Origin of the sequence: Clostridium sp. Marseille-P7770, assembly GCF_902143525.1 — a bacterium.
In the GTDB taxonomy this organism is placed as follows: domain Bacteria; phylum Bacillota; class Clostridia; order Lachnospirales; family Lachnospiraceae; genus Pilosibacter.
In genome coordinates this window covers 47701-67380 of record NZ_CABFVC010000001.1, presented here as the reverse complement: position 1 = coordinate 67380, position 19680 = coordinate 47701, and the positions used below count along the sequence as shown (strand labels likewise).

Below are 19680 nucleotides of genomic sequence, written 5' to 3'. Positions count from 1 at the left end.
AAAAGACACGTTTTATTTTGATTCTTTAATATGATTCGGAGGAAATGAAACATGGCAGCAGTTACAGCTAAAATGGTAAAAGATTTAAGAGAAATGACAGGCGCTGGAATGATGGACTGCAAGAAAGCTCTTGCAGCTACAGACGGCGACATGGACAAGGCTGTTGAGTTCTTAAGAGAAAAAGGACTTGCAGGTGCAGAGAAGAAGGCTGGACGTATCGCAGCTGAGGGTATTGTTGACACAGCTATGACAGCAGACGAGAAGAAAGCTGTTATCGTTGAGGTTAACGCTGAGACAGACTTCGTTGCAAAGAACGCAAAGTTCCAGGCATACGTTGCTCAGGTTGCAGCTCAGGCTCTTACAACAACAGCAGCAGATATGGACGCATTCATGGATGAGAAGTGGGCAGCAGATGAGAGCCTTACTGTTAAGGAAGCTCTTTCCTCCCAGATCTCCATCATCGGCGAGAACATGAGCATCCGTCGTTTCAAACAGGTTAAAGAGGAGAACGGTTTCGTTGCTTCCTATATCCATGCCGGTGGAAGAATCGGTGTTCTCCTTGACGTTCAGACAGACGTTGTAAACGACGCTGTTAAAGAGATGGCTAAGAACGTCTGCATGCAGGTTGCAGCTCTTAATCCGAAATACACAAGCCGTAACGAGGTAAGCGCAGACTTCATCGAGCATGAGAAATCCATCCTTATGGCTCAGATCCAGAATGATCCGAAGGAAGCATCCAAGCCGGAGAAGGTTATCCAGGGTATGATCCAGGGACGTATCAACAAAGAGATGAAAGAGATCTGCCTCTTAGACCAGGTTTACGTAAAAGCAGAGGACGGCAAGCAGTCCGTAGCTCAGTACGTAGCTCAGGTTGCAAAAGAGAATGGCGCTAACATCGAGCTCAAGAGCTTCGTTCGTTTCGAGACTGGTGAAGGTCTTGAGAAGAAGGAAGAGAACTTCGCTGAGGAAGTTGCTAAGCAGATGGGCAAATAATAAAAGTTTGTATTCCGATACAGACGTTTATAAGCCGCATGGTCCTGAAATACAGGACTGTGCGGCTTATTTTTTCCCGGACAAACTGATCCTCCCGGTTGGTGCCGAGGGAAAAAAGATAGCAGGTTTCTCTGCTGATCGTCTCCGTGTTCTGATCATACAGGACCTGCAGTCCCATCCGGAACCTGCTCTCCAGGGCAGGGCTGTTGCAGAGGATGTCATAGCAGTACATTTCCGGAATATACGGGAGCTCGTGTTCATTCGGGTTGTTCAGATAAATATGATGGAATTTTTCCGAACCATACGGCTGGACCATCAGAGACTGATCGACGGTCTGCCCCATGGGATAAACCCAGGCGAAGACCTGACCGGCCACATCCTCGATCACATATCCGCTCATCGTATTGTAGAGGATCATATCTTCTTTTGTATAGATTGGGTTGTCGTAGAGATCCATGTATGTATAGTCTACACGCCCGACTTCCCGTTTGTCGGAGGGACCGTGAAGCGTCCACTCCTCCCAGCTCATACTGGTATAGACACTGAATTCCCATTTTTCATTTTCTGTGTTCTCGTTTACATAAAAACTCCGATAGATACCTGGAGCAAAGCAGGCCATACCGAGTTCCTGGCTGGAGACCATGGAGATAAAAAGGAGATCCGGGGCGGCATCCGTGATGGTGATCGTTCGCCCGTCCGATCTTACGAAAGAGCCTTTCAACGGGGATGTGTTCGACAAGCGTTCCCATCCTCCGGCCTGCGCTGTGAAGCCCATTCCTGAGGAAAGTCCCAGCGTGAGAAGGATCGCACCCCATCTCTTGACCACATGACATCCTTCAACTACGCATATGATCTCAGTGCAGTCAGAGACTGGCTGTTTGCACAGAGTAAGTAAAAAAAGAAATCCGGCAACGAACGGCATACGGCTTTTAGTAGAAAATGAAAAAGCTCCTTCGGACTGCAGAGAGATTCTGGCGGTCCGGGGGAGCTTTTTTGTAGGAAGTTCCTTTGGAATGTGTCGAGGCATATTCTTTTTATTTGGAATATTTTCGCTCGTATGGTATACTGGACACAGTAGTCTGCACTCTTACTGGGAGTGAGAGAAAGAGATGAATCGACATTATGAATAAACAGCAGCTCGCCCAGAAAATCTGGGCTTCCGCGAACCAGATGCGGTCAAAGATCGAGGCCGGAGAATATAAGGACTTTATCCTCGGTTTTATTTTTTATAAATATCTTTCCGATAAAGAAGTCCAGTTCTTAAAGGAAAACGATTGTGATGACGAATATTTAAAAACATTGTCGGAAGATGATCCGGAGACGGTGGAATGGGTGCAGGAGAATATTGGATATTTTATCTCATATGAAAACCTTTTTTCCACATGGCTGAAAATGGGAAAAAATTTTGATGTCTCCAATGTGAGAGACGCCCTCTCTGCGTTCAGCCGTCTGATCTCTGCAACGCATAAAAACGTGTTTGACAAGATTTTTGATACACTGCAGACAGGGCTCTCAAAGCTCGGTGACAGCTCCGGAACGCAGACAAAAGCGATCAGCGGACTCCTTGGTCTGATCAAGGACATCCCGATGGACGGAAAACAGGGATATGATCAAAACGGGAAGAGCAGAACTGGAGATCAGGACGAAAGAGAAAATTGAAGCTCTGACAGAGGAAGAAGTTCTGGAACTTCTTGAATTAAAGTGGATCGATCCGCTCACGGAAAAACTTTCCTGTCTGCCGGATTCGATCGTAGATGAACTGCTTAGAAAAATCCAGAAACTGCAGAGTAAGTACGAGACTACCTTCTTCGACCTGGAAAACGAGATCCGGGAGACCGAGAAGGAACATGCAAAGATGATGGATGATCTGGATGGAAGCGGGTACGATCTCAAGGGACTCCGCGAGTTTAAATCGTTGCTGTTGGGGGAATAGTCATGGAAAATAAGAAAAAACCGGCAATTCGATTTAAGGGATTTTGTGATGATTGGGAACAGCGTAAGTTAGGGGAAATCTATGTGGAGCGCAACGAAAAAGGGAAGGATAACCTTGAAATATTGTCGGTTTCAATACATCATGGAGTTTCAAATGGAGAATTAGATGCTGATTTATTAGGAAAAAATGTGGGGAGAAGTGAAGATAAATCTCTTTATAAACACGTATATTATGGCGATCTTGTTTTTAACATGATGCGAGCCTGGCAAGGGGCTATCGGAGTAGTGAAAAGTGAGGGAATGGTAAGCCCTGCTTATGTTTCAGCGATTCCAGACAAAAATTTATATCCAGAATTTATGGATTATTGCCTGCGTAGAAAACCAGTAATTACACAGATCAACAACTTATCGTATGGGGTGACTGATTTTCGAAAAAGATCATATTGGGATTCATTTGTGAAAGTTAGTGTAATGTTTCCGTCAGTTGCGGAACAGGAAAAATTAACTAAGGTTTTTCGTAGTCTTGATCACCTTATCACCCTTCATCAGCGTAAGCTCGAAAAACTGCAAAAAATCAAGAAATCGATGTTGGAAAAGATGTTTGTTTAGGGAGGAGCTGTGAAAAAATGAAGAAAATTACATTGTACCATGGCACTCCGGACCGGATCGTGACCCCGAAGTTTGGTGGTGGAGATGATAAACATGATTACGGACGGGGATTTTACCTGACAGAGAACATCGAACTGGCAAAAGAATGGGCAGTGTGCAGACCAAATGAGAAAAACGGCTGGGTCCACAAGTACGAACTGGAGTGCGATGGACTGAAAATTCTGGATTTTCAGGAAAAAAATGTTTTCGCATGGCTGGCTGAGCTGATGAAACACAGGGATGCGGCGGATTCCAAACGTTACCGGATGCTGGCATCAAAGTTCATTGATAAATATGGAATCGACACGGAAACGTACGACGTGATCAAAGGCTGGCGAGCGAATGCGTCCTACTTTTACATTGCGAAAGAGTTTGTGCGTGACAATATCGATGTTGACCTTCTGGAAGAACTGTTATCCCTCGGCGGTCTTGGAATCCAATACTGTATCAAGACAGAACGGGCGTATGCCGGACTGCATGAATTAAAAGATGAGCTGGAAATCGTCGAGTACACAGAATTCAATGACCGATATAACGCAAGAGATATCATGGCACGAAAAAAGATGCGGGATCTGGTAAATTCGGATGCAAATACGGTAACAAACGTATTTAGTACGCTGCTTGAGAGGTGATGGATATGAGGGCATATTCCGATGCATATCTGGAAGATGTAGTGGAAAATCAGGGAAAACTGTTTGATCTTGTTGCACAGTCGTTTCCAGACAAAGATACAGGAGACTTTATTAAGGCGTATATGTCCAGTAAAACACGAAAGAGTATCGACGAGGCGAAGGCATATGTCAATACCATGGATGCCAGAGAACTCTGGGATTATTTTACGGAGACAGAACAGTACCGGATGAAGCCGGGAAAGTCGATCGGTGGATTTATGCCGGACTGGATCGGGGAATTTTATGCGTATTATCAGTGGTATTATAATATCCCGAGTGCGGAGTTAGTGAAAAAGATCCCTCTGGACTTCCTGGAAAAGGCGTACTATGGACTGCATGACCTGGAACTGGAGCTTGCAGTCCGGAAAGTGGGGCAGGTCTGATGCATGTGATAGGATTTCACAATCCGGATGAGGAGTATGGAGCTTTCAGCAACTGGTATCCATCAAAATTTGTTGCGGACGGAATCTGCTTCACATCGATGGAGCAGTTTATGATGTACCGGAAGGCTGTGTGGTTTCAGGATCATGAGATTGCGGAGAAGATCCTTGCAACGGAGGACGCTGCGAGGATCAAGGAACTCGGGCGGATGGTAGCCGGATATGAGGATTTGATCTGGAGTGGAATCCGGCAGATGGTGGTATATGAAGGGCTGATTGAAAAATTTTCACAGAATTCAGAACTTTGTGAACAATTATTGAGTACCGGGGATGCAATTTTGGCAGAATGCGCTGTCAGAGACCGGATCTGGGGAATCGGACTTGCGATGGACGATCCAAAACGGCTTGATCCGTCTATGTGGCGAGGTCAAAATCTGCTTGGGTACGCATTAATGATGGTACGGGATCAGATCAGACATCATTCCGGGCAGTAAAAGACAGGAAAATGGGCGAAAAAGACGGACGCTTGGGAACAGCGTAAGGTTGGAGAAGTAACAACATCGTACTCAGGCGGCACTCCAACGGTTGGCGTAAAAGAGTATTATGATGGTCAAATACCATTTATCCGTTCCGCTGAAATCAATAGCGAAAGCACCGAACTTTTTATATCCGAAAAAGGGTTGAATGGTTCTTCGACACGGCTCGTTTCAAAAGGAGATATCCTTTATGCCTTATATGGTGCTACAAGCGGTGAAGTGGGTCGTGCAAGGCTTGAAGGTGCGATAAATCAGGCTATTTTAGCGATTAAGCCAATGGATAATTACGATGCAGAATATTTATCACAATGGCTGCGAAAGAGTAAACGCAACATAGTAGAAACATATTTGCAAGGTGGGCAAGGAAATCTATCAGGTGTAATCGTAAAAGAATTGGTTGTGGATTTTCCCTCTTATAACGAACAACAGATAAGTGGTCAGTACTTTGCAAATCTCGACAACCTTATCACCCTTTGCCAGCGTGTGCCGCTGTGAAAATGGAGGAACGCGAGCAATGTTAAGTGAAACAAAAAAGGAAGATTTATTTTGTGAGTATTATGCTTGGTGGATCATGGTATATAAAAAGGGAGCAATCCGCAAAGTCACAATGGACAAATACCTGATGACGCAGAAATGGCTGGAAAAGCTGATCCCGGAGCTGAAGATCAGAGAGATGAACCGTATCGCCTATCAGCAGCTGTTAAATGACTATACGGAGTACCATGAACGGCAGACAACCATGGACTTCCATCATCAGTTGAAGGGCACCATCCTGGATGCGGTGGATGAAGGTCTGATCGACCGGGACCCGACCAGAAAAGCAATTATAAAGGGAAAGGGGCCATCGGTAAAAAAGATCAAGTATCTGAATCAGTTTCACCTGCATACGCTGCTTGTTTCGCTGGATCTGAAGGACCAGGTCAACTGGGATTATTTTATTCTTCTGGTCGCAAAGACGGGGATGCGTTTTTCGGAGGCACTTGCCCTGACCCCGAAGGATTTTGATTTTTCCCATCAGACACTGTCGATCAGCAAAACATGGAATTATAAGGGTGACGGCGGATTCCAGCCGACAAAGAACAAATCATCTGTCCGGAAGATCCAGATCGACTGGCAGACGGTGATCCAGTTCTCAGAGCTGGTAAAAAATTTACCGGAGGATCAGCCGATCTTCGCAAAAACAAAGGTGTACAATTCAACGGTAAATGATATCCTGAGCAGGCATTGCAAAAAGTGTAAGATCCCGGTCATATCGATCCATGGTCTGCGCCATACACATGCCTCACTATTGTTGTTTACCGGTGTCTCGATCGCAAGTGTGGCGAGAAGACTTGGCCATTCGAGTATGACAACAACGCAGAAGACATACCTGCATATTATTCAGGAACTGGAAAATAAGGATATTGACCTTGTCATGAGATCTCTGTCCAGTCTGAACTAAAACGAAAAAGAAACAGATCCCGGCTGCGCTGGCAGGGAGCGAACCATTTGCAAACAGTGCGGATCTATAGTAAAATGAAAACAGGCATGAAAACGACCCGGCGCAAGAATCCCGCCGGTTCAGATAGGAGCAGCAGGAAATGGATTTATACAGAATTATCCTTGTGGATGACGAGGAAGAAGTGCGAAAGAGCATTATCCGAAAGATCGACTGGCAGTCGGTAGGCTTTACCGTGGTCGGCGATGCGGAGAACGGGGAGGACGCTTTGGAGAAGATCGAGAATCTGGAGCCAGACGTTGTCCTCACGGATATCCGGATGCCATATATGGATGGTCTTACGCTTGCGGAGAAGATCCGCCAGAAATATCCGTCGATGAAGATTGTGATCTTTTCCGGATATGACGATTTCGAGTACGCGAAGCGGGCGATCAAGTTAAATGTGACGGAATATATCTTAAAGCCGGTGAATGTGGAGGAGCTGACGGCGATCTTAAAGAAGATCCAGGCGAGTCTCGACGAGGAGATTGAGCAGAAGCGGGACGTGAGTCTTCTGCGGGAAAATTACAAGCGCAGTCTGCCGATCCTCAGGGAGCAGTTTTTAAAGGATCTTGTGAGCCGACAGATGGATGAGATGACGGTGGCGGAGCGCCTGGAACAGTATGATATCCCGCTGGCAGGTGCGAAAAAATGGATCTCGATCGCAGTCAAGGCGGAGCTTTCGGCTGTCTCCGGCGAGGTGATCCTGCCGCTTCATGAAGAGCGGGACCTGATCCCGATCTCCGTGATGCAGATCCTGGAGGAAAATCTGAAAAATTACTGCCGCTTTTCCCTGTTTTCATTCTCGGGGGCGGCGGATGCGGAGATCGCAGGGATCGTCGCGGTGGATGAGACAAACTCCCAGACCGGACTGATCGATATCCTGAGCGACATCTGCAAGGAGATCCGGAAGATCTTAATGATTCCGGTCACGATCGGGATCGGTCACAGCCGGACGGAGCTTGGACTGATCTGTGAATCTTTCCAGTCAGCACTCGACGCGCTTGGATACCGCGCGATCGTCGGTGTCGGCAGTACGATCTATATCAACGACGTGGAGCCGATGAACACCGGAAAACTTCAGTTCACTTCGGAAGATGAGTCAGCACTGATCCAGGCAGTCAAATTCGGGCCGGAGGAAAAGATCCGGGAAGTGACCGCGCGGATCATCGGACGGATGTCGGACGCGAAGGTTCACGCGAGACAATACCAGACTTACATTCTGAGCGTCGCAAACTGCCTGGTCCAGCTGATCCAGCAGTATGATCTGGAGATGGACGAGCTTTTTGCTGACTCAAAGGTGGGGGCGGATCCGTTTACGATCATCCACCAGGTCATGAACCGGGAGACGTTCTCAAAATGGCTCCTCGGGGCAGCGTTAAAGATCAACGGCGCGATGAATAAGGAGCGCGACAACACGACGAGACAGAGTATGGAACGCGCCAAGCAGTATATTATGGAAAATTATCAGGATCCGGATCTCTCGGTCGAACAGATCTGCCGGATCCTTCATATGAGCCCGGCGTATTTTTCAACGATGTTCAAGAAGGCAACCGGGCAGACGTACATCGGATATCTGACGGACGTCCGCCTCAATAAGGCTGTGGAGCTTCTGAACATGACGGATGACAAGACGTACGTGATCGCCGCGAAGGTCGGATATCAGGAGCAGAATTACTTCAGTTACGTTTTTAAAAAGAAATTCGGCGTCTCACCGACAAAATTCAGGGGAAGCAGACCCGGAAATTAAAGGGCGGTGAATAAAAATAGGGGAGAGCAGTATGAAACCAGAAAACGAGAACGGATTTCTGAAACGGACCAGCATCCGCTATATGATCTTCGTGTACTTTACGGTGACGGCACTTGCGGCCAGCATCTTTATCGGACTGTCATTGTACAGCCGGATGTCAAAACAGATGTCCGACACGATGCAGGAGGAAAATCAGATCCTGATCGACCAGGTGAACCGCTCGGTGGATGTGTGGCTCCGCGGCATCATGAAGCTTTCCGATTCCCTGTATTACGACGTGATCAAAAATGCGGATCTGGAGAACGAGCGCGTCAACCGGGAGATGATGCTGCTCTACGACAATAACCAGGACAATGTGGAGAATATCGCCCTGTTCTCCAGAAGCGGAGAGCTTCTGGAGGCAGTTCCCGCTTCCCGCCTGAAGACCGGTGTGGATCCGACGGAGGAATCGTGGTTCCAGGCGGCACTGAGCAAGACGGAGAACCTTCATTTTTCGGTTCCCCACGTCCAGCGGGTCTTCGATGTGAGCGAAAACCAGTACCGCTGGGTGATCTCGGCGGCCCGCGTGGTCGAGATCACGGAGGGTTCCTCCACGGAACAGGGCGTACTTTTGATCGATATCCGCTATGACAGTCTGGAACAGTTGTTCGATGAGATCACGCTCGGGAACGGCGGCTATGTCTATCTCATGGGAACGGACGGAGAGCTGATCTACCATCCGGAATCCCAGCTTTTGTATTCCGGACTGGAAGAGGAAAACCTCGAGGCGGCGGCCGGCTACCGCGACGGGATCCACGAGGAGATGTTCCAGGGGAAAAAGCGGGCGGTGACTGTTAAGACGGTCGGATACACCGGATGGAAGATCATCGGGGCGGCGCCGATGGGCGGAGTCACCCTGAATGCGTTGAAGACGCGTCTCCTGATCACGTTTATCGTGGTATTTGTTGCCTTCCTTCTCGCGGTGATCAACGCCTATATCTCCACGAGGATCACGACCCCGATCGAAGCGCTGGAGAAGTCCGTGAACGAGATCGAGGCGGGAAACCTGAATGCGGATGTCTATGTGGGCGGCTCCTATGAGATTCGCCATCTCGGCACATCCATTCAGAACATGGCGACCCAGATCCGGCGGCTGATGGATGACATCGTCGCGGAGCATGAATCAAAGCGAAAGAATGAGTTCGACGTCCTGCAGTCCCAGATCAACCCGCACTTCCTTTACAATACGCTGGACATCATCGTCTGGATGATCGAGAATGAAAAACAGGCGGATGCTGTGAAGGTTGTGACGGCGCTGGCGAGATTTTTCCGGATCAGCCTGAGCCGTGGAAAGAGCATCATCACCGTCCGGGATGAGATCGAACATGTGAGAAATTATCTGACGATCCAGCATATGCGCTTTAAAAATCGCTTTACCTACGGGATCGAGGCGGATGAGTCGGTTATGGATCTTGCGAGTGTAAAGCTGATCCTTCAGCCGCTTGTGGAAAATGCGATCTATCACGGCATGGAGTTCATGGACGGGGACGGGGAGATCCGGATCCATGTATACCGGGATGGCGATGACCTTTATATGAAGGTCTCTGACAACGGACTCGGAATGACGAAGGAGCAGATCGAAAACATGTTCTCCGACAAAAAACATGTGGCCTCAAAGAGCGGCTCCGGGATCGGCGTCCGGAATGTCAATGAAAGGATCCGCCTGTATTTTGGATCGGATTACGGTCTCTCGATCGAGTCGGAGCTTGACGAGGGGACGACCGTGACGATCCACATGAAGGCGATCCCTTACTCGGAGACGGCAGAGGGGGAAAAGATCAATGTCAAATAAAGAAAAGATCGGCTGGTGTGCCGGAGTGATCCTGCTGGTGATCCTGTATCTGCTGTCCTCGACGGATCTGATCATCAAGGAGAAGAAAAAGGAGATCTTCCGGGTGTCGGTGATCGTCGACCAGGTGAACGACAATTATTACGGAAATTTCCGCGAAGGCATGAACATGGCGGAAAAAAAGTATCAGGCGGATGTGAATTTTATCACGCTGTATGCAGAAAATGATGAAAAACAGCAGGATGAGCTCATCGTGCGCGAAGTGAAGGACGGAACGAACGCGATCATCCTCGCACCGGTGCGGGAGGATCACACGGTCATGCAGCTGGACGAGATTTCACCGGGATGTCCGGTGATCTTTCTCGGCGCTTCGACGATCAGCAGTTCGGTCGCATGTTCGATCTCGGTGGACCGCTACGAGATGGGGCGGAGCCTCGGCGAGAAGATCGTGGAAAATGAGACACCGGAGATTCCGGTCTGTCTGTTTACGGAAGGACTTTCCTACACGGGAAATACCGATACATATGACGGACTTCGTTCTGTGCTCGACCAGGCCGGCTTTTCAGTCAGTCTGATCGAGAAGAGAAATGAGGACACTTACCGGAAAACGATCGAGGGGACCGTGTACCCGGAAAACGGAAAATTTATGGCAGTCGGCATGGATGTAGGCGCGCTGTCGGATCTCGCGGATATTCTGGAGGGAAGCGGCGTGTACCGGGAACATGTAACAGCGCTTTACGGGATCGGAAGTACGACAAAACTGTTAAACCAGATGGACAAGGGGATCGTCACCGGTCTTATGGCGTGGAACCGCTTTGATGAAGGATACTTAAGCGTGGAAAAAGCCGTACAGGCGGCAGGCGGAGAGTGGAATGAGAAACAGATCACATTGACGCCGGAATATATCGATGATGGGATCTTAAAGAGCGGGACCTATGAGAAATTGCTGTATCCGATGGAATAGGAGGATGCCAGAATGAAAAAGAACAGATTTCCGGTCATGACGGTCGCGCTTGCGGCGGCAGCACTGCTTGGGATCACCGTGTGGCGGGCCGCTTTGGAAAACGGTGCGCAGGAAGAAAAAAAGACTTCTCTCCGGATCGGGGTTCTCCTGTACCGCGGGGATGATACGTTTATCGGGACACTCCGGAGTTCCATGGAGCAGGATGCAAAGGAGTATGAACAGGAGACGGGGATCCGGGTAACCCTGGATGTCCGGGATGCGAAGAGAAACCAGATGACTCAGAACAGCCAGGCGGAGCGGATGATCGGCTTAAACTGTGATGTACTCTGTGTGAACATGGTTGACCGCTCGGCAGCTTCCGGTGTCATCGACAAAGCGATGGAGGCGGATATCCCGATCGTGTTCTTCAACCGGGAACCTGTGTCGGAGGATATGAACCGCTGGGAAAAACTCTATTATGTTGGGGCGGATGCGAAAGAGTCGGCGGTCCTTGAGGGGCAGATCCTCGTTGATGCCTACCGGAAGAATCCGGCATCCCTTGACCGGAATGGGGACGGGGTCGTCTCATACGTCCTTCTTGAGGGGGAGACGAACCACCAGGATTCCCTGATCCGGACGGAGTGGTCGGTCCAGACCTTAAAGGACGGCGGTGTCCCGATCCGGAGGATCACGAGCGGGATCGCGAACTGGGAGAGAAACCAGGCGTCTGCACTCATGGAAGAATGGCTTTCCGATTACGGGGATGAGATCGAACTTGTGATCTGCAACAACGATGATATGGCGCTCGGGGCGATCGATGCGATCGAGCGGGCGGGGATCATGGCCGGGACGATCAAACTCGTCGGGATCGACGGGACTCCGGCCGGTCAGGAGACATTCCGCGAGGGAAAACTTTTCGGAACGGTGGAATCGGACAGGGAGGCTTATGCGAAGCGGATCTTTGACACGGCGGAGGAACTGGCGATGGGAAAAGAGGTCACACAGGAAAAATACTTCTGGTGCCCGCAGCATATGGTCGCAAACTGATCCGGATCCATTTGTAAAAGTTGATGGAAAAGCAGCCCTGGATCCGGGACTGGTAGTGCCAATTAAGCGTTTTTCTGCCGTGATATGACAAAAAATTGTGGTTTTTTTACATAAATCAAAGAATTTCAATAATTTATCATAAAAAAAAGTATGGAAAAATGCACAAAGACAAGCTATAATTAACTTGTCGTTAAGGGAAAATGCCTAAACGGTCAAAATTATTTTTTGAATGGGAGGATTCAAAAACATGAGAATGACAAAGAAAGTAACAGCAATGGCACTGGCTTCCATGATGGCCCTGTCTTTAGCAGGATGCGGAAGCTCTTCCACAACAGCAACAACAGCAGCGGCTACCGAGGCAGCTACAACCGCAGCAGCTTCTGAGGCAGCATCCGAAGCAGCAACAACTGCAGCTGAGGCAGCTGGAACTGTAGATGTAGCAGACAAGAAAGTCGGCATCAGCATCTACAAGTTCGATGATAACTTCATGACTCTTTACAGAACAGAGTTAGTTCGCTACTTAACAGAGGATCTTGGATTCAAGGCTGAGAACGTAGTCGTTCAGGATGGTAAGGGCGATCAGGCAGAGCAGACAAACCAGATCCAGAACTTCATCACACAGAAATATGACGTTCTGATCTTAAACCTTGTACAGGCTTCTTCCGCACCGGAGATCACAGATATGTGTAAAGAAGCTGGTATCCCGGTTGTTTACATCAACCGTGAGCCGGACGTAGCAGAAGAAGAGAGATGGGAATCTGAAGGTCTTAACGCTACATACGTAGGATGTGACGCAAGACAGTCCGGTACATACCAGGGCGAAGAGATCCTTGAGACTGCAAACAAGGGCGATATCAACGGCGACGGCAAAGTTTCCTACATCATGATCCAGGGCGACCCGGAGAACGTAGATGCTCAGTACAGAACAGAGTTCTCTGTAAAAGCTCTTACAGATGCAGGCGTAGAAGTTGAGGAACTCTTAAAGCAGCGTGGTGACTGGGATCAGGCAAAAGCTCAGCAGATCGCTCAGGATGCTTTAAACCAGTACGGCGACAAGATCGAAGTAATCTTCTGCAACAACGATGCAATGGCACTTGGTGCATTACAGGCAATCGAAGCAGCAGGACGTAAAGTTAACGAGGATATCTACCTTGTAGGCGTTGACGCTCTGACAGAGGCTGTTCAGAACGTAATCGACGGCAAGCAGACAGGTACTGTATTCAACAACCACTTCGCACAGGCTCAGGCAGCAAGCGATATCGCTGTTAAGTTCTTAAGCGGTGAGAAAGTTGACGCAGTCAACATGGTTAACTACGAGAAGGTTACAAAGGATAACGCTCAGGAAATCCTTGATATGTTAAAGTAATTGATACTGTAACAAATGAGAACCGGGTGTGTTGTCTAACACATCCGGTTCGTTGATTAAAATATGCCACCCGGAAATGCGGGGGAGTGTAACTGAAAGGAGTTTTGGGATGGCAGAACAGTACAGACTCGAAATGAGAGGAGTCAAAAAAACTTTCCCGGGCGTAAAAGCGCTTGACGGAGTTAACTTACGGGTTCGCCCCGGAACGGTCCACGCACTGATGGGAGAGAACGGTGCCGGAAAATCGACACTGATGAAATGTCTTTTCGGAATCTATAAAATGGATGAAGGCGAGGTCTATATCGACGGCGTCAAGACGGAGATCGCAAACCCGGATGATGCGCTGAAAAAAGGACTTGCCATGGTTCATCAGGAGCTTCAGCCGATTCCTGAACGCTCGATCGCTGAGAACATGTATCTTGGAAGGTATCCGATGAAAAACTTCGGACCGATCAAGGTGGTGGATCATGCGAAGATGAACAGTGAAGCTGAGAAATGGCTCCGGGATGTCAAGATGGATTTTGACCCGAAAGCAAAACTCGGCACCTTATCAATCGGACAGATGCAGTCAGTAGAGATCGCGAAAGCGGTCAGCCAGAGTGCAAACCTTGTAATTCTGGATGAGCCGACGTCCTCCCTGACTGATAACGAGGTAGAAGCATTATTCCGGATCATCAGAGATCTGAAATCCAGAGGTGTTTCTATGATATATATCAGCCACAAGATGGCTGAGATCCGCCAGATCTCCGACGATATCACGATCATGCGTGATGGTACATATGTTGGAACCTGGGCGATCGATGATATCTCCGACGAGGAGATCGTAAAACAGATGGTTGGACGTGAATTAAATAACGTATATCCGCCGAAGGATGATTACCGGACGGATGAGACGGTATTAAAAGTCAGCCATTTGACAAGTATTCTTCCGAACTCCTTCAAGGATTGCTCTTTCGAGCTGAAGAGAGGAGAGATCTTAGGCTTCGGCGGACTTGTCGGCGCACAGAGAACGGAACTCATGGAAGCAATCTTCGGAATGCGCCACGTTGAGAGTGGTACCGTTGAGATTCTCGGAAAACCGGCGCACATCAATCGGCCGCAGGATGCGATCAACAGTTCCGTCGGAATGATCACCGAGGATCGCCGGGGAAACGGTATCTTCGGATGCTTAAGTATCGATGACAACACGGCGATCGCTTCCTATAAGAACTACACCCACATGGGCAAGATCAATAAGAAAGAAGTCGATGCAGTCGTAAGAGACAGCATTGCGAAGTTAAAGATCAAGACACCGAGCGGAAAGACTTTGATCCAGTCTCTCTCCGGTGGTAACCAGCAGAAGGTAATTATCGCAAGATGGCTTGCAAACAATCCTGATATCCTGATCATGGATGAGCCGACCCGTGGTATCGACGTCGGAGCCAAGTATGAGATCTACCAGATCATGATCGATCTCGTAAAACAGGGTAAATCCATCATTATGATCTCGTCGGAAATGCCGGAGCTGATCGGTATGTCCAACCGTATCATCGTAATGTGCAACGGTCACATTACCGGTGAGGTGGAAGGAGAAGACGCAACGCAGGAGAAGATCATGTCCTTCGCCACAAAGTTCACCTTAAGCGGCGAAGAAAACAAGTAGATTACAGGGAGGTTCAGTCATGACAGCGAAAAAAGTAAGTGCAAAAGATTTCCTTATCAATAATGGAATCATCGTCGTTCTTTTATTACTTGCAGTATTTACTGCGATCAAGCAGCCTACATTCTTTTCAGGCGGCAACTTAATCAACATCGCATTAAACGTAGCTCCGCGATTCATCATCGCCTGTGGTGTTTCCGGATGCTTAATCACAAAAGGTACAGACCTTTCTGCAGGACGTATGGTTGGTCTTTCCGCCTGCCTCGCAGGTACCCTGCTTCAGAAACCGGATTACAGTGGTAAGTTCTTCCCGAACCTTCCGGATTTCGGAAATTCCTGGGGATTATGGGTTCTCGCGGTTCTTTTGATCTGCGTAGCCATTTGCTGTATCTTTGGTTTCATCAACGGTATCGTTGTTTCCTACTTACAGGTTCCGGCTTTCATCGGAACACTTGGTATGCAGCTTATCGTTTACGGTGTCTGCCTTGTTTACACAAACGCGACTCCAATCGGTGGATATCATAGTGCATACACAGCAGTAGCAAAAGGAAAACTCTTTGGTGTGATCCCGTTCCTGTTCCTGATCGCCCTTGCGGTTGGTCTTGTTATGTGGTTCATCTATAACATGACTCCTCATGGAAAATACATGTATGCGATCGGCGGCAACGAGCAGTCTGCGGAGGTTTCCGGTGTAAACACAAAGAAGACAAAGATCATCATTTACATGACAGCAGCAGCTCTTTACGCACTGGGCGGCTTCCTTGTAGGAGCAAAATCCGGTGGTTCCTCCGTCAACATGGGTTACGGCTGGGAGCTTGAGGCCATCGCAGCCTGCACCATCGGCGGTGTATCCGTAAACGGTGGTATCGGACGTATCTCCGGTGTTCTCATCGGTGTCCTTGTATTCGAGATCTTAAAGACCTGCTTACAGTACTTAGGAGTAGATACAAACTACCAGTACATTGCACAGGGTATCGTTATCGTAGTTGCGATCGCACTCGATATCAGAAAGTACATTGCAAAGAAGTAATAAAGAAACTGTTGTCAGGCAGTTTGAGAGAACGGGCGGCGGATGAGTTCCGAAGCCCGTTCTTTGTTTACGCGAACAACGAGCCAAGGTCCGCGCAAGCGTGGACTTTGGCGACTGTCGCGATAACAAGGGGAAACTCGCAAAGTGTGTTTTCACTTGTTGCTGTTGTGTGAATCCGGAAAAAGCTGGAGGTGAGAGGATGGAAGAAGAGATGGAGAAGATGGGGGAGGCTGAGACTGTGGCTGAGGCCGCCAAAGAGGCTGTGGAGACCTTGAAGGAAAAGAGCCTGGAAGAACTCGCTGAAGAAAATAAACGGCTTCAGGAGGAGAATGAGAGGCTGAAAAACAGATCCATCAAGGAGCGCATGTACGATAAGATCAACGTGTCGGTCCGGACGATCGATATCTTTATCGGGTGCATGTGCGTGTTGTTTGTGGCAGTCGTGGTGATGGGAATGCTGAAATAGAAGAGTGCAGATCCGGGCGAAGAAGCGGAGACTGCGTGAAAAAGTCCGGACCGTGAAAGATATCTGCCTGAAACCAGACGAAGATGTGAAAATATGATCGGGCATAAGAAAAAGCTCTGAAGAACAATGTGAAAAGGTTCTTCAGAGCTTTTTAATGATTAGGGGGAAATCCAGATGGAATTTCCTGCTTTATTTTTTGTACAGGATCCGAATGGAATTCAATACGCAGAGGATCGCCACTCCTGTATCGGCGAACACGGCGAGCCACATGGAGGCGATTCCCATGAGTCCCAGTACCATGACGAGTGCCTTTACTGCGAGTGCGAACACAACGTTCTGGTTGGAGATCGCGCCGGTGCTCTTTGCGATCCTGATCGCGGTCGGGATCGCGTCCATGCTGGAAGTCATAAATACGACATCAGCAGCCTCGATCGCGGCATCCGCACCACTGCCCATCGCAGCTCCGACGTCAGCGCCTGCGAGAACCGGTGCGTCATTGATCCCATCGCCGACGAACATCGCGCTGCCGCTCTCGGCGCGGAGTTTCTGCAGGATTTCCAGTTTGTCGGCAGGGAGAAGCTTTGCATAAACATGGTCGATCCCGACAGCATCCGCAACAGCTTCGGCAGCGGCTTCCCCGTCACCGGTGAGCATTGCGGAGCGGATCCCCATGGATTTTAATGTCCTGATCGCATCCTTTGCCTCCGGCTTGATCGTGTCGGAGATCTGGATCGTTCCGGCGAAAGTACCATTGATCGCTACATAAACGGTGGTGACGGCTCCGTTTTCATCGTAAGTACCGCAGTCCACGTTGAACTCGGTCAGGAGCTTTCTGTTTCCGCAGAGGACATCTCCGCAGGAAAGTCTGGCATGAATGCCCTTTCCGGAAATCTCTTCAAGCTGTGCCGGGTTTTCGAGGCTCAGATCCTGCTCTTTTGCTGCGAGAAGGATGCTTGTGCCGATCGGGTGGGTGGAAGCGGTCTCACATGCAGCTGCAGCCTGAAGGACTTCGGCTGCTGTGTAATTTGCGGAAGGAACAATGTCCTGGACAATGAAATTGCCCTTTGTGATGGTTCCTGTCTTATCCATGACGACGGTCTTTACATTTTTCAGTGTTTCCAGGGCGATCCCGCCTTTAAAGAGGATCCCTTTTCTGGATCCGGCGCCGATCCCGGAGAAGAATGCGAGCGGTACGCTTAAAACGAGGGCACATGGACAGCTGATTACCAGGAAGGTAAGCGCTGTGTAGATCCAGTGGGACCAGTTTCCGGTGATCAGGGACGGAATGATCGCGGTCGCTGCTGCGAGAGCAACGACGAACGGGGTGTATACCCGTGCAAATTTTGTGATAAAGCGTTCTGCCTGTGGCTTGCTGGCTGCAGCGTTCTCTACAGAATCCAGGATCCTTGTGACCATGGACTCGGAGAGCTCTTTTTCCACGCGCATCTTTAAGAGACCGGAGGTGTTGACGCAGCCGGAGGTCAGGGTGCTTCCGACTGTTACGGATACCGGAACCGGCTCTCCGGTGATCGGGGAGGTATCGATGCGGCTCTCGCCCTCGATAACGACTCCGTCGAGCGGGATGCGGTCGCCGGGGCGGATCTGCACGATATTTCCAACGGCGGCAGAACCGGCCGGGATCTCCCGGACAGCGCCGTTCTCGTCAAGAAGAACAGTCTCCGGGCGGAGATCGACGGCTTCCATGATCTGGCTGCGGCTCTTCTCGACTGCGCGGTGCTCGAACGCTTCACCGACGCGGTAGAAGAGCATAACGCCGACCGCCTCGCCAAATTCACCGATCGCGAACGCACCGATCGTTGCAACACTCATCAAGAAGTTTTCGTCCATGACATGGCCGGACTTCATATTCTTGAGTGCGGTGAGGAGGACTTCACGTCCGAGGATCAGATAAGCGATCACAAAACAGCCGATCGATACCGACGGCATCGAATGGGAGAGAAGCTCACCGATGATAAATAAAGCAGCTCCGGCGAGCAGCTCCGGAATATCGTGGTCGTGTTTGTCGTCGTGGGTGTCGGAGGACGGCTTTCCTTCCTCACGGATCTCGATGACAGTCCCAGGCTCGATCTGATCAGCGATCTCCTGCATCTTCGGGAGAAGCTTTGTCCCCTCGGAAGAGTAGACACGGAGCTGTCTTGTCGCGAACGTCAGGATACAATCGTCGACTTCCGGGAGTTCCTGGATCTTTTTCTCGATCTTTGCGGAGCAGTTCGCGCAGTCGATGTTTTTCATCACATAGACTGTGCAGACAGCCTTTGGATTCTTCGGGCGGACCTCGATAATGGTTCCGGGTTCGATCTGATCGGCGATCGCCTGCATTTTCGGGAGAAGTTTGGTGCCCTCGGAAGAGTAGACACGGAGCTGCCTTGTCGCAAACGTCAGGATACAGTCATCGACTTCCGGGAGTTCCTGGATCTTTTTCTCGATCTTTGCGGAGCAGTTTGCACAGTCGATGTTTTTCATCACGTAGACGATGCACTCAGATTTCGGAGTGGAAGCGTGGTGGTGTTCCTCGTGACCTTCGTGATGCTCGCCGTGCTCATGTCCACAGTGATCGTCATCATCGTCATCATCGCAGCAGTGGTCGTCGCCATCGTGGTGATGGTGGTGTCCGCAGCTGCACTGTTCATGTTCATGGTGCTCGTTATGATGCTCGCCGTGCTCATGTCCGCAGCAATCGTCATCATTGTCATCATCGCAGCAGTGGTCCTCGCCATCGTGGTGATGGTGGTGTCCGCAGCTGCAGTGTTCATGCTCATGGTGCTCGCCGTGATGCGCGTCATGATGCTCGCCGTGTTCGTGTCCACAGCAGTGGTCCTCATCGTGGTGATGATGGTGTCCGCAGCAGCATTCTTCAGCTTCATGCTCATCCGGTTCCTGCTTGGTTCTTTCTAATTCATCCATAGAGTCGACCTCCTAAGAATTATATTTGCAATCTATTTATACATAAACA

Annotated in this window: 17 protein-coding genes and 2 pseudogenes; 17 read left to right on the top strand and 2 right to left on the bottom strand. The window is 49.4% G+C overall.

From position 1 onward, the window contains the following. Window positions 1–51: 51 nt before the first annotated feature. Window positions 52–993, top strand: coding sequence for a translation elongation factor Ts (gene tsf / locus FN001_RS00370; RefSeq protein WP_142410462.1), 942 nt, complete (start codon window positions 52–54; stop codon window positions 991–993). Here the strand turns inward: tsf and FN001_RS00365 are convergent. Then, window positions 974–1819: a hypothetical protein gene (locus FN001_RS00365; RefSeq protein WP_142410461.1), complete on the bottom strand. Its 846-nt coding sequence runs from the start codon at window positions 1817–1819 to the stop codon at window positions 974–976. The genes tsf and FN001_RS00365 overlap by 20 nt on opposite strands. A gap of 296 nt (window positions 1820–2115) precedes the next feature. On the opposite strand from FN001_RS00365, the pseudogene FN001_RS00360 reads away from it, so the two are divergent. From FN001_RS00360 to FN001_RS00285, 16 genes and pseudogenes are all read left to right on the top strand, one after another. Next, window positions 2116–2613, top strand: a pseudogene (locus FN001_RS00360) (type I restriction-modification system subunit M N-terminal domain-containing protein); the annotation flags it as partial. Continuing rightward, window positions 2600–2926 carry a hypothetical protein gene (locus FN001_RS00355; protein ID WP_142410459.1) on the top strand — a complete coding sequence of 109 codons (327 nt, stop codon included), beginning with the start codon at window positions 2600–2602 and terminating at the stop codon, window positions 2924–2926. The pseudogene FN001_RS00360 and the gene FN001_RS00355, both read left to right, overlap by 14 nt. A 2-nt stretch (window positions 2927–2928) precedes the next feature. Next, window positions 2929–3534, top strand: coding sequence for a restriction endonuclease subunit S domain-containing protein (locus FN001_RS00350; protein ID WP_142410458.1), 606 nt, complete (start codon window positions 2929–2931; stop codon window positions 3532–3534). 17 nt (window positions 3535–3551) lie between these two features. Further along, on the top strand, window positions 3552–4205 hold the full coding sequence (locus FN001_RS00345) for a DUF3990 domain-containing protein (protein ID WP_142410457.1): 654 nt from the start codon (window positions 3552–3554) through the stop codon (window positions 4203–4205). Between the two features lie 5 nt (window positions 4206–4210). Then, window positions 4211–4627: a hypothetical protein gene (locus FN001_RS00340; protein ID WP_182428279.1), complete on the top strand. Its 417-nt coding sequence runs from the start codon at window positions 4211–4213 to the stop codon at window positions 4625–4627. Beyond that, window positions 4627–5118, top strand: coding sequence for a riboflavin biosynthesis intermediates N-glycosidase (gene ybiA / locus FN001_RS00335; protein ID WP_142410456.1), 492 nt, complete (start codon window positions 4627–4629; stop codon window positions 5116–5118). Before FN001_RS00340 ends, ybiA begins: the two co-directional genes overlap by 1 nt. Before the next feature lie 42 nt (window positions 5119–5160). Beyond that, window positions 5161–5655 (top strand): annotated as a pseudogene (locus FN001_RS00330) (restriction endonuclease subunit S); the annotation flags it as partial. A 19-nt stretch (window positions 5656–5674) separates the two neighbouring features. Further along, window positions 5675–6601 (top strand): site-specific integrase, encoded by a 927-nt coding sequence (locus FN001_RS00325; protein WP_142410455.1) that lies wholly within the window; start codon window positions 5675–5677, stop codon window positions 6599–6601. 139 nt (window positions 6602–6740) lie between these two features. Beyond that, on the top strand, window positions 6741–8387 hold the full coding sequence (locus tag FN001_RS00320) for a response regulator (protein ID WP_118529642.1): 1647 nt from the start codon (window positions 6741–6743) through the stop codon (window positions 8385–8387). Between the two features lie 31 nt (window positions 8388–8418). Next, a complete protein-coding gene (locus FN001_RS00315; RefSeq protein ID WP_142410454.1) occupies window positions 8419–10218 on the top strand; it encodes a cache domain-containing sensor histidine kinase in 1800 nt (599 codons plus the stop codon). After that, a complete protein-coding gene (locus FN001_RS00310; RefSeq protein WP_142410453.1) occupies window positions 10208–11179 on the top strand; it encodes a substrate-binding domain-containing protein in 972 nt (323 codons plus the stop codon). The genes FN001_RS00315 and FN001_RS00310 overlap by 11 nt, the downstream gene beginning before the upstream one ends. A 12-nt stretch (window positions 11180–11191) precedes the next feature. Next, window positions 11192–12205 carry a galactose ABC transporter substrate-binding protein gene (locus FN001_RS00305; RefSeq protein ID WP_185911796.1) on the top strand — a complete coding sequence of 338 codons (1014 nt, stop codon included), beginning with the start codon at window positions 11192–11194 and terminating at the stop codon, window positions 12203–12205. Window positions 12206–12452: 247 nt separating this feature from the next. Then, window positions 12453–13571: a galactose ABC transporter substrate-binding protein gene (locus tag FN001_RS00300; RefSeq protein WP_142410452.1), complete on the top strand. Its 1119-nt coding sequence runs from the start codon at window positions 12453–12455 to the stop codon at window positions 13569–13571. A 109-nt stretch (window positions 13572–13680) separates the two neighbouring features. After that, window positions 13681–15213 carry a sugar ABC transporter ATP-binding protein gene (locus FN001_RS00295; protein WP_142410451.1) on the top strand — a complete coding sequence of 511 codons (1533 nt, stop codon included), beginning with the start codon at window positions 13681–13683 and terminating at the stop codon, window positions 15211–15213. 19 nt (window positions 15214–15232) lie between these two features. Beyond that, window positions 15233–16240 (top strand): ABC transporter permease subunit, encoded by a 1008-nt coding sequence (locus FN001_RS00290; protein ID WP_142410450.1) that lies wholly within the window; start codon window positions 15233–15235, stop codon window positions 16238–16240. Window positions 16241–16439: 199 nt separating this feature from the next. Next, window positions 16440–16706 (top strand): coiled-coil domain-containing protein, encoded by a 267-nt coding sequence (locus FN001_RS00285; protein WP_243022216.1) that lies wholly within the window; start codon window positions 16440–16442, stop codon window positions 16704–16706. A gap of 189 nt (window positions 16707–16895) precedes the next feature. Here FN001_RS00285 and FN001_RS00280 read toward each other — a convergent pair whose 3' ends face one another. Further along, window positions 16896–19631, bottom strand: coding sequence for a heavy metal translocating P-type ATPase (locus FN001_RS00280; RefSeq protein ID WP_243121903.1), 2736 nt, complete (start codon window positions 19629–19631; stop codon window positions 16896–16898). Window positions 19632–19680: the final 49 nt, after the last annotated feature.

Excerpts from the sequence above, each read along its gene's own strand:
- FN001_RS00315 (WP_142410454.1), top strand. The coding sequence starts at position 8,419 with ATGAAACCAGAAAACGAGAACGGATTTCTGAAACGGACCAGCATCCGC.
- FN001_RS00305 (WP_185911796.1), top strand. The coding sequence starts at position 11,192 with ATGAAAAAGAACAGATTTCCGGTCATGACGGTCGCGCTTGCGGCGGCA.
- FN001_RS00320 (WP_118529642.1), top strand. The coding sequence starts at position 6,741 with ATGGATTTATACAGAATTATCCTTGTGGATGACGAGGAAGAAGTGCGA.
- FN001_RS00285 (WP_243022216.1), top strand. The coding sequence starts at position 16,440 with ATGGAAGAAGAGATGGAGAAGATGGGGGAGGCTGAGACTGTGGCTGAG.
- tsf (WP_142410462.1), top strand. The coding sequence starts at position 52 with ATGGCAGCAGTTACAGCTAAAATGGTAAAAGATTTAAGAGAAATGACA.
- FN001_RS00300 (WP_142410452.1), top strand. The coding sequence starts at position 12,453 with ATGAGAATGACAAAGAAAGTAACAGCAATGGCACTGGCTTCCATGATG.
- FN001_RS00280 (WP_243121903.1), bottom strand. The coding sequence starts at position 19,631 with ATGGATGAATTAGAAAGAACCAAGCAGGAACCGGATGAGCATGAAGCT.
- FN001_RS00290 (WP_142410450.1), top strand. The coding sequence starts at position 15,233 with ATGACAGCGAAAAAAGTAAGTGCAAAAGATTTCCTTATCAATAATGGA.
- FN001_RS00295 (WP_142410451.1), top strand. The coding sequence starts at position 13,681 with ATGGCAGAACAGTACAGACTCGAAATGAGAGGAGTCAAAAAAACTTTC.
- FN001_RS00325 (WP_142410455.1), top strand. The coding sequence starts at position 5,675 with ATGTTAAGTGAAACAAAAAAGGAAGATTTATTTTGTGAGTATTATGCT.
- ybiA (WP_142410456.1), top strand. The coding sequence starts at position 4,627 with ATGCATGTGATAGGATTTCACAATCCGGATGAGGAGTATGGAGCTTTC.
- FN001_RS00355 (WP_142410459.1), top strand. The coding sequence starts at position 2,600 with ATGATCAAAACGGGAAGAGCAGAACTGGAGATCAGGACGAAAGAGAAA.
- FN001_RS00350 (WP_142410458.1), top strand. The coding sequence starts at position 2,929 with ATGGAAAATAAGAAAAAACCGGCAATTCGATTTAAGGGATTTTGTGAT.
- FN001_RS00310 (WP_142410453.1), top strand. The coding sequence starts at position 10,208 with ATGTCAAATAAAGAAAAGATCGGCTGGTGTGCCGGAGTGATCCTGCTG.
- FN001_RS00345 (WP_142410457.1), top strand. The coding sequence starts at position 3,552 with ATGAAGAAAATTACATTGTACCATGGCACTCCGGACCGGATCGTGACC.
- FN001_RS00340 (WP_182428279.1), top strand. The coding sequence starts at position 4,211 with ATGAGGGCATATTCCGATGCATATCTGGAAGATGTAGTGGAAAATCAG.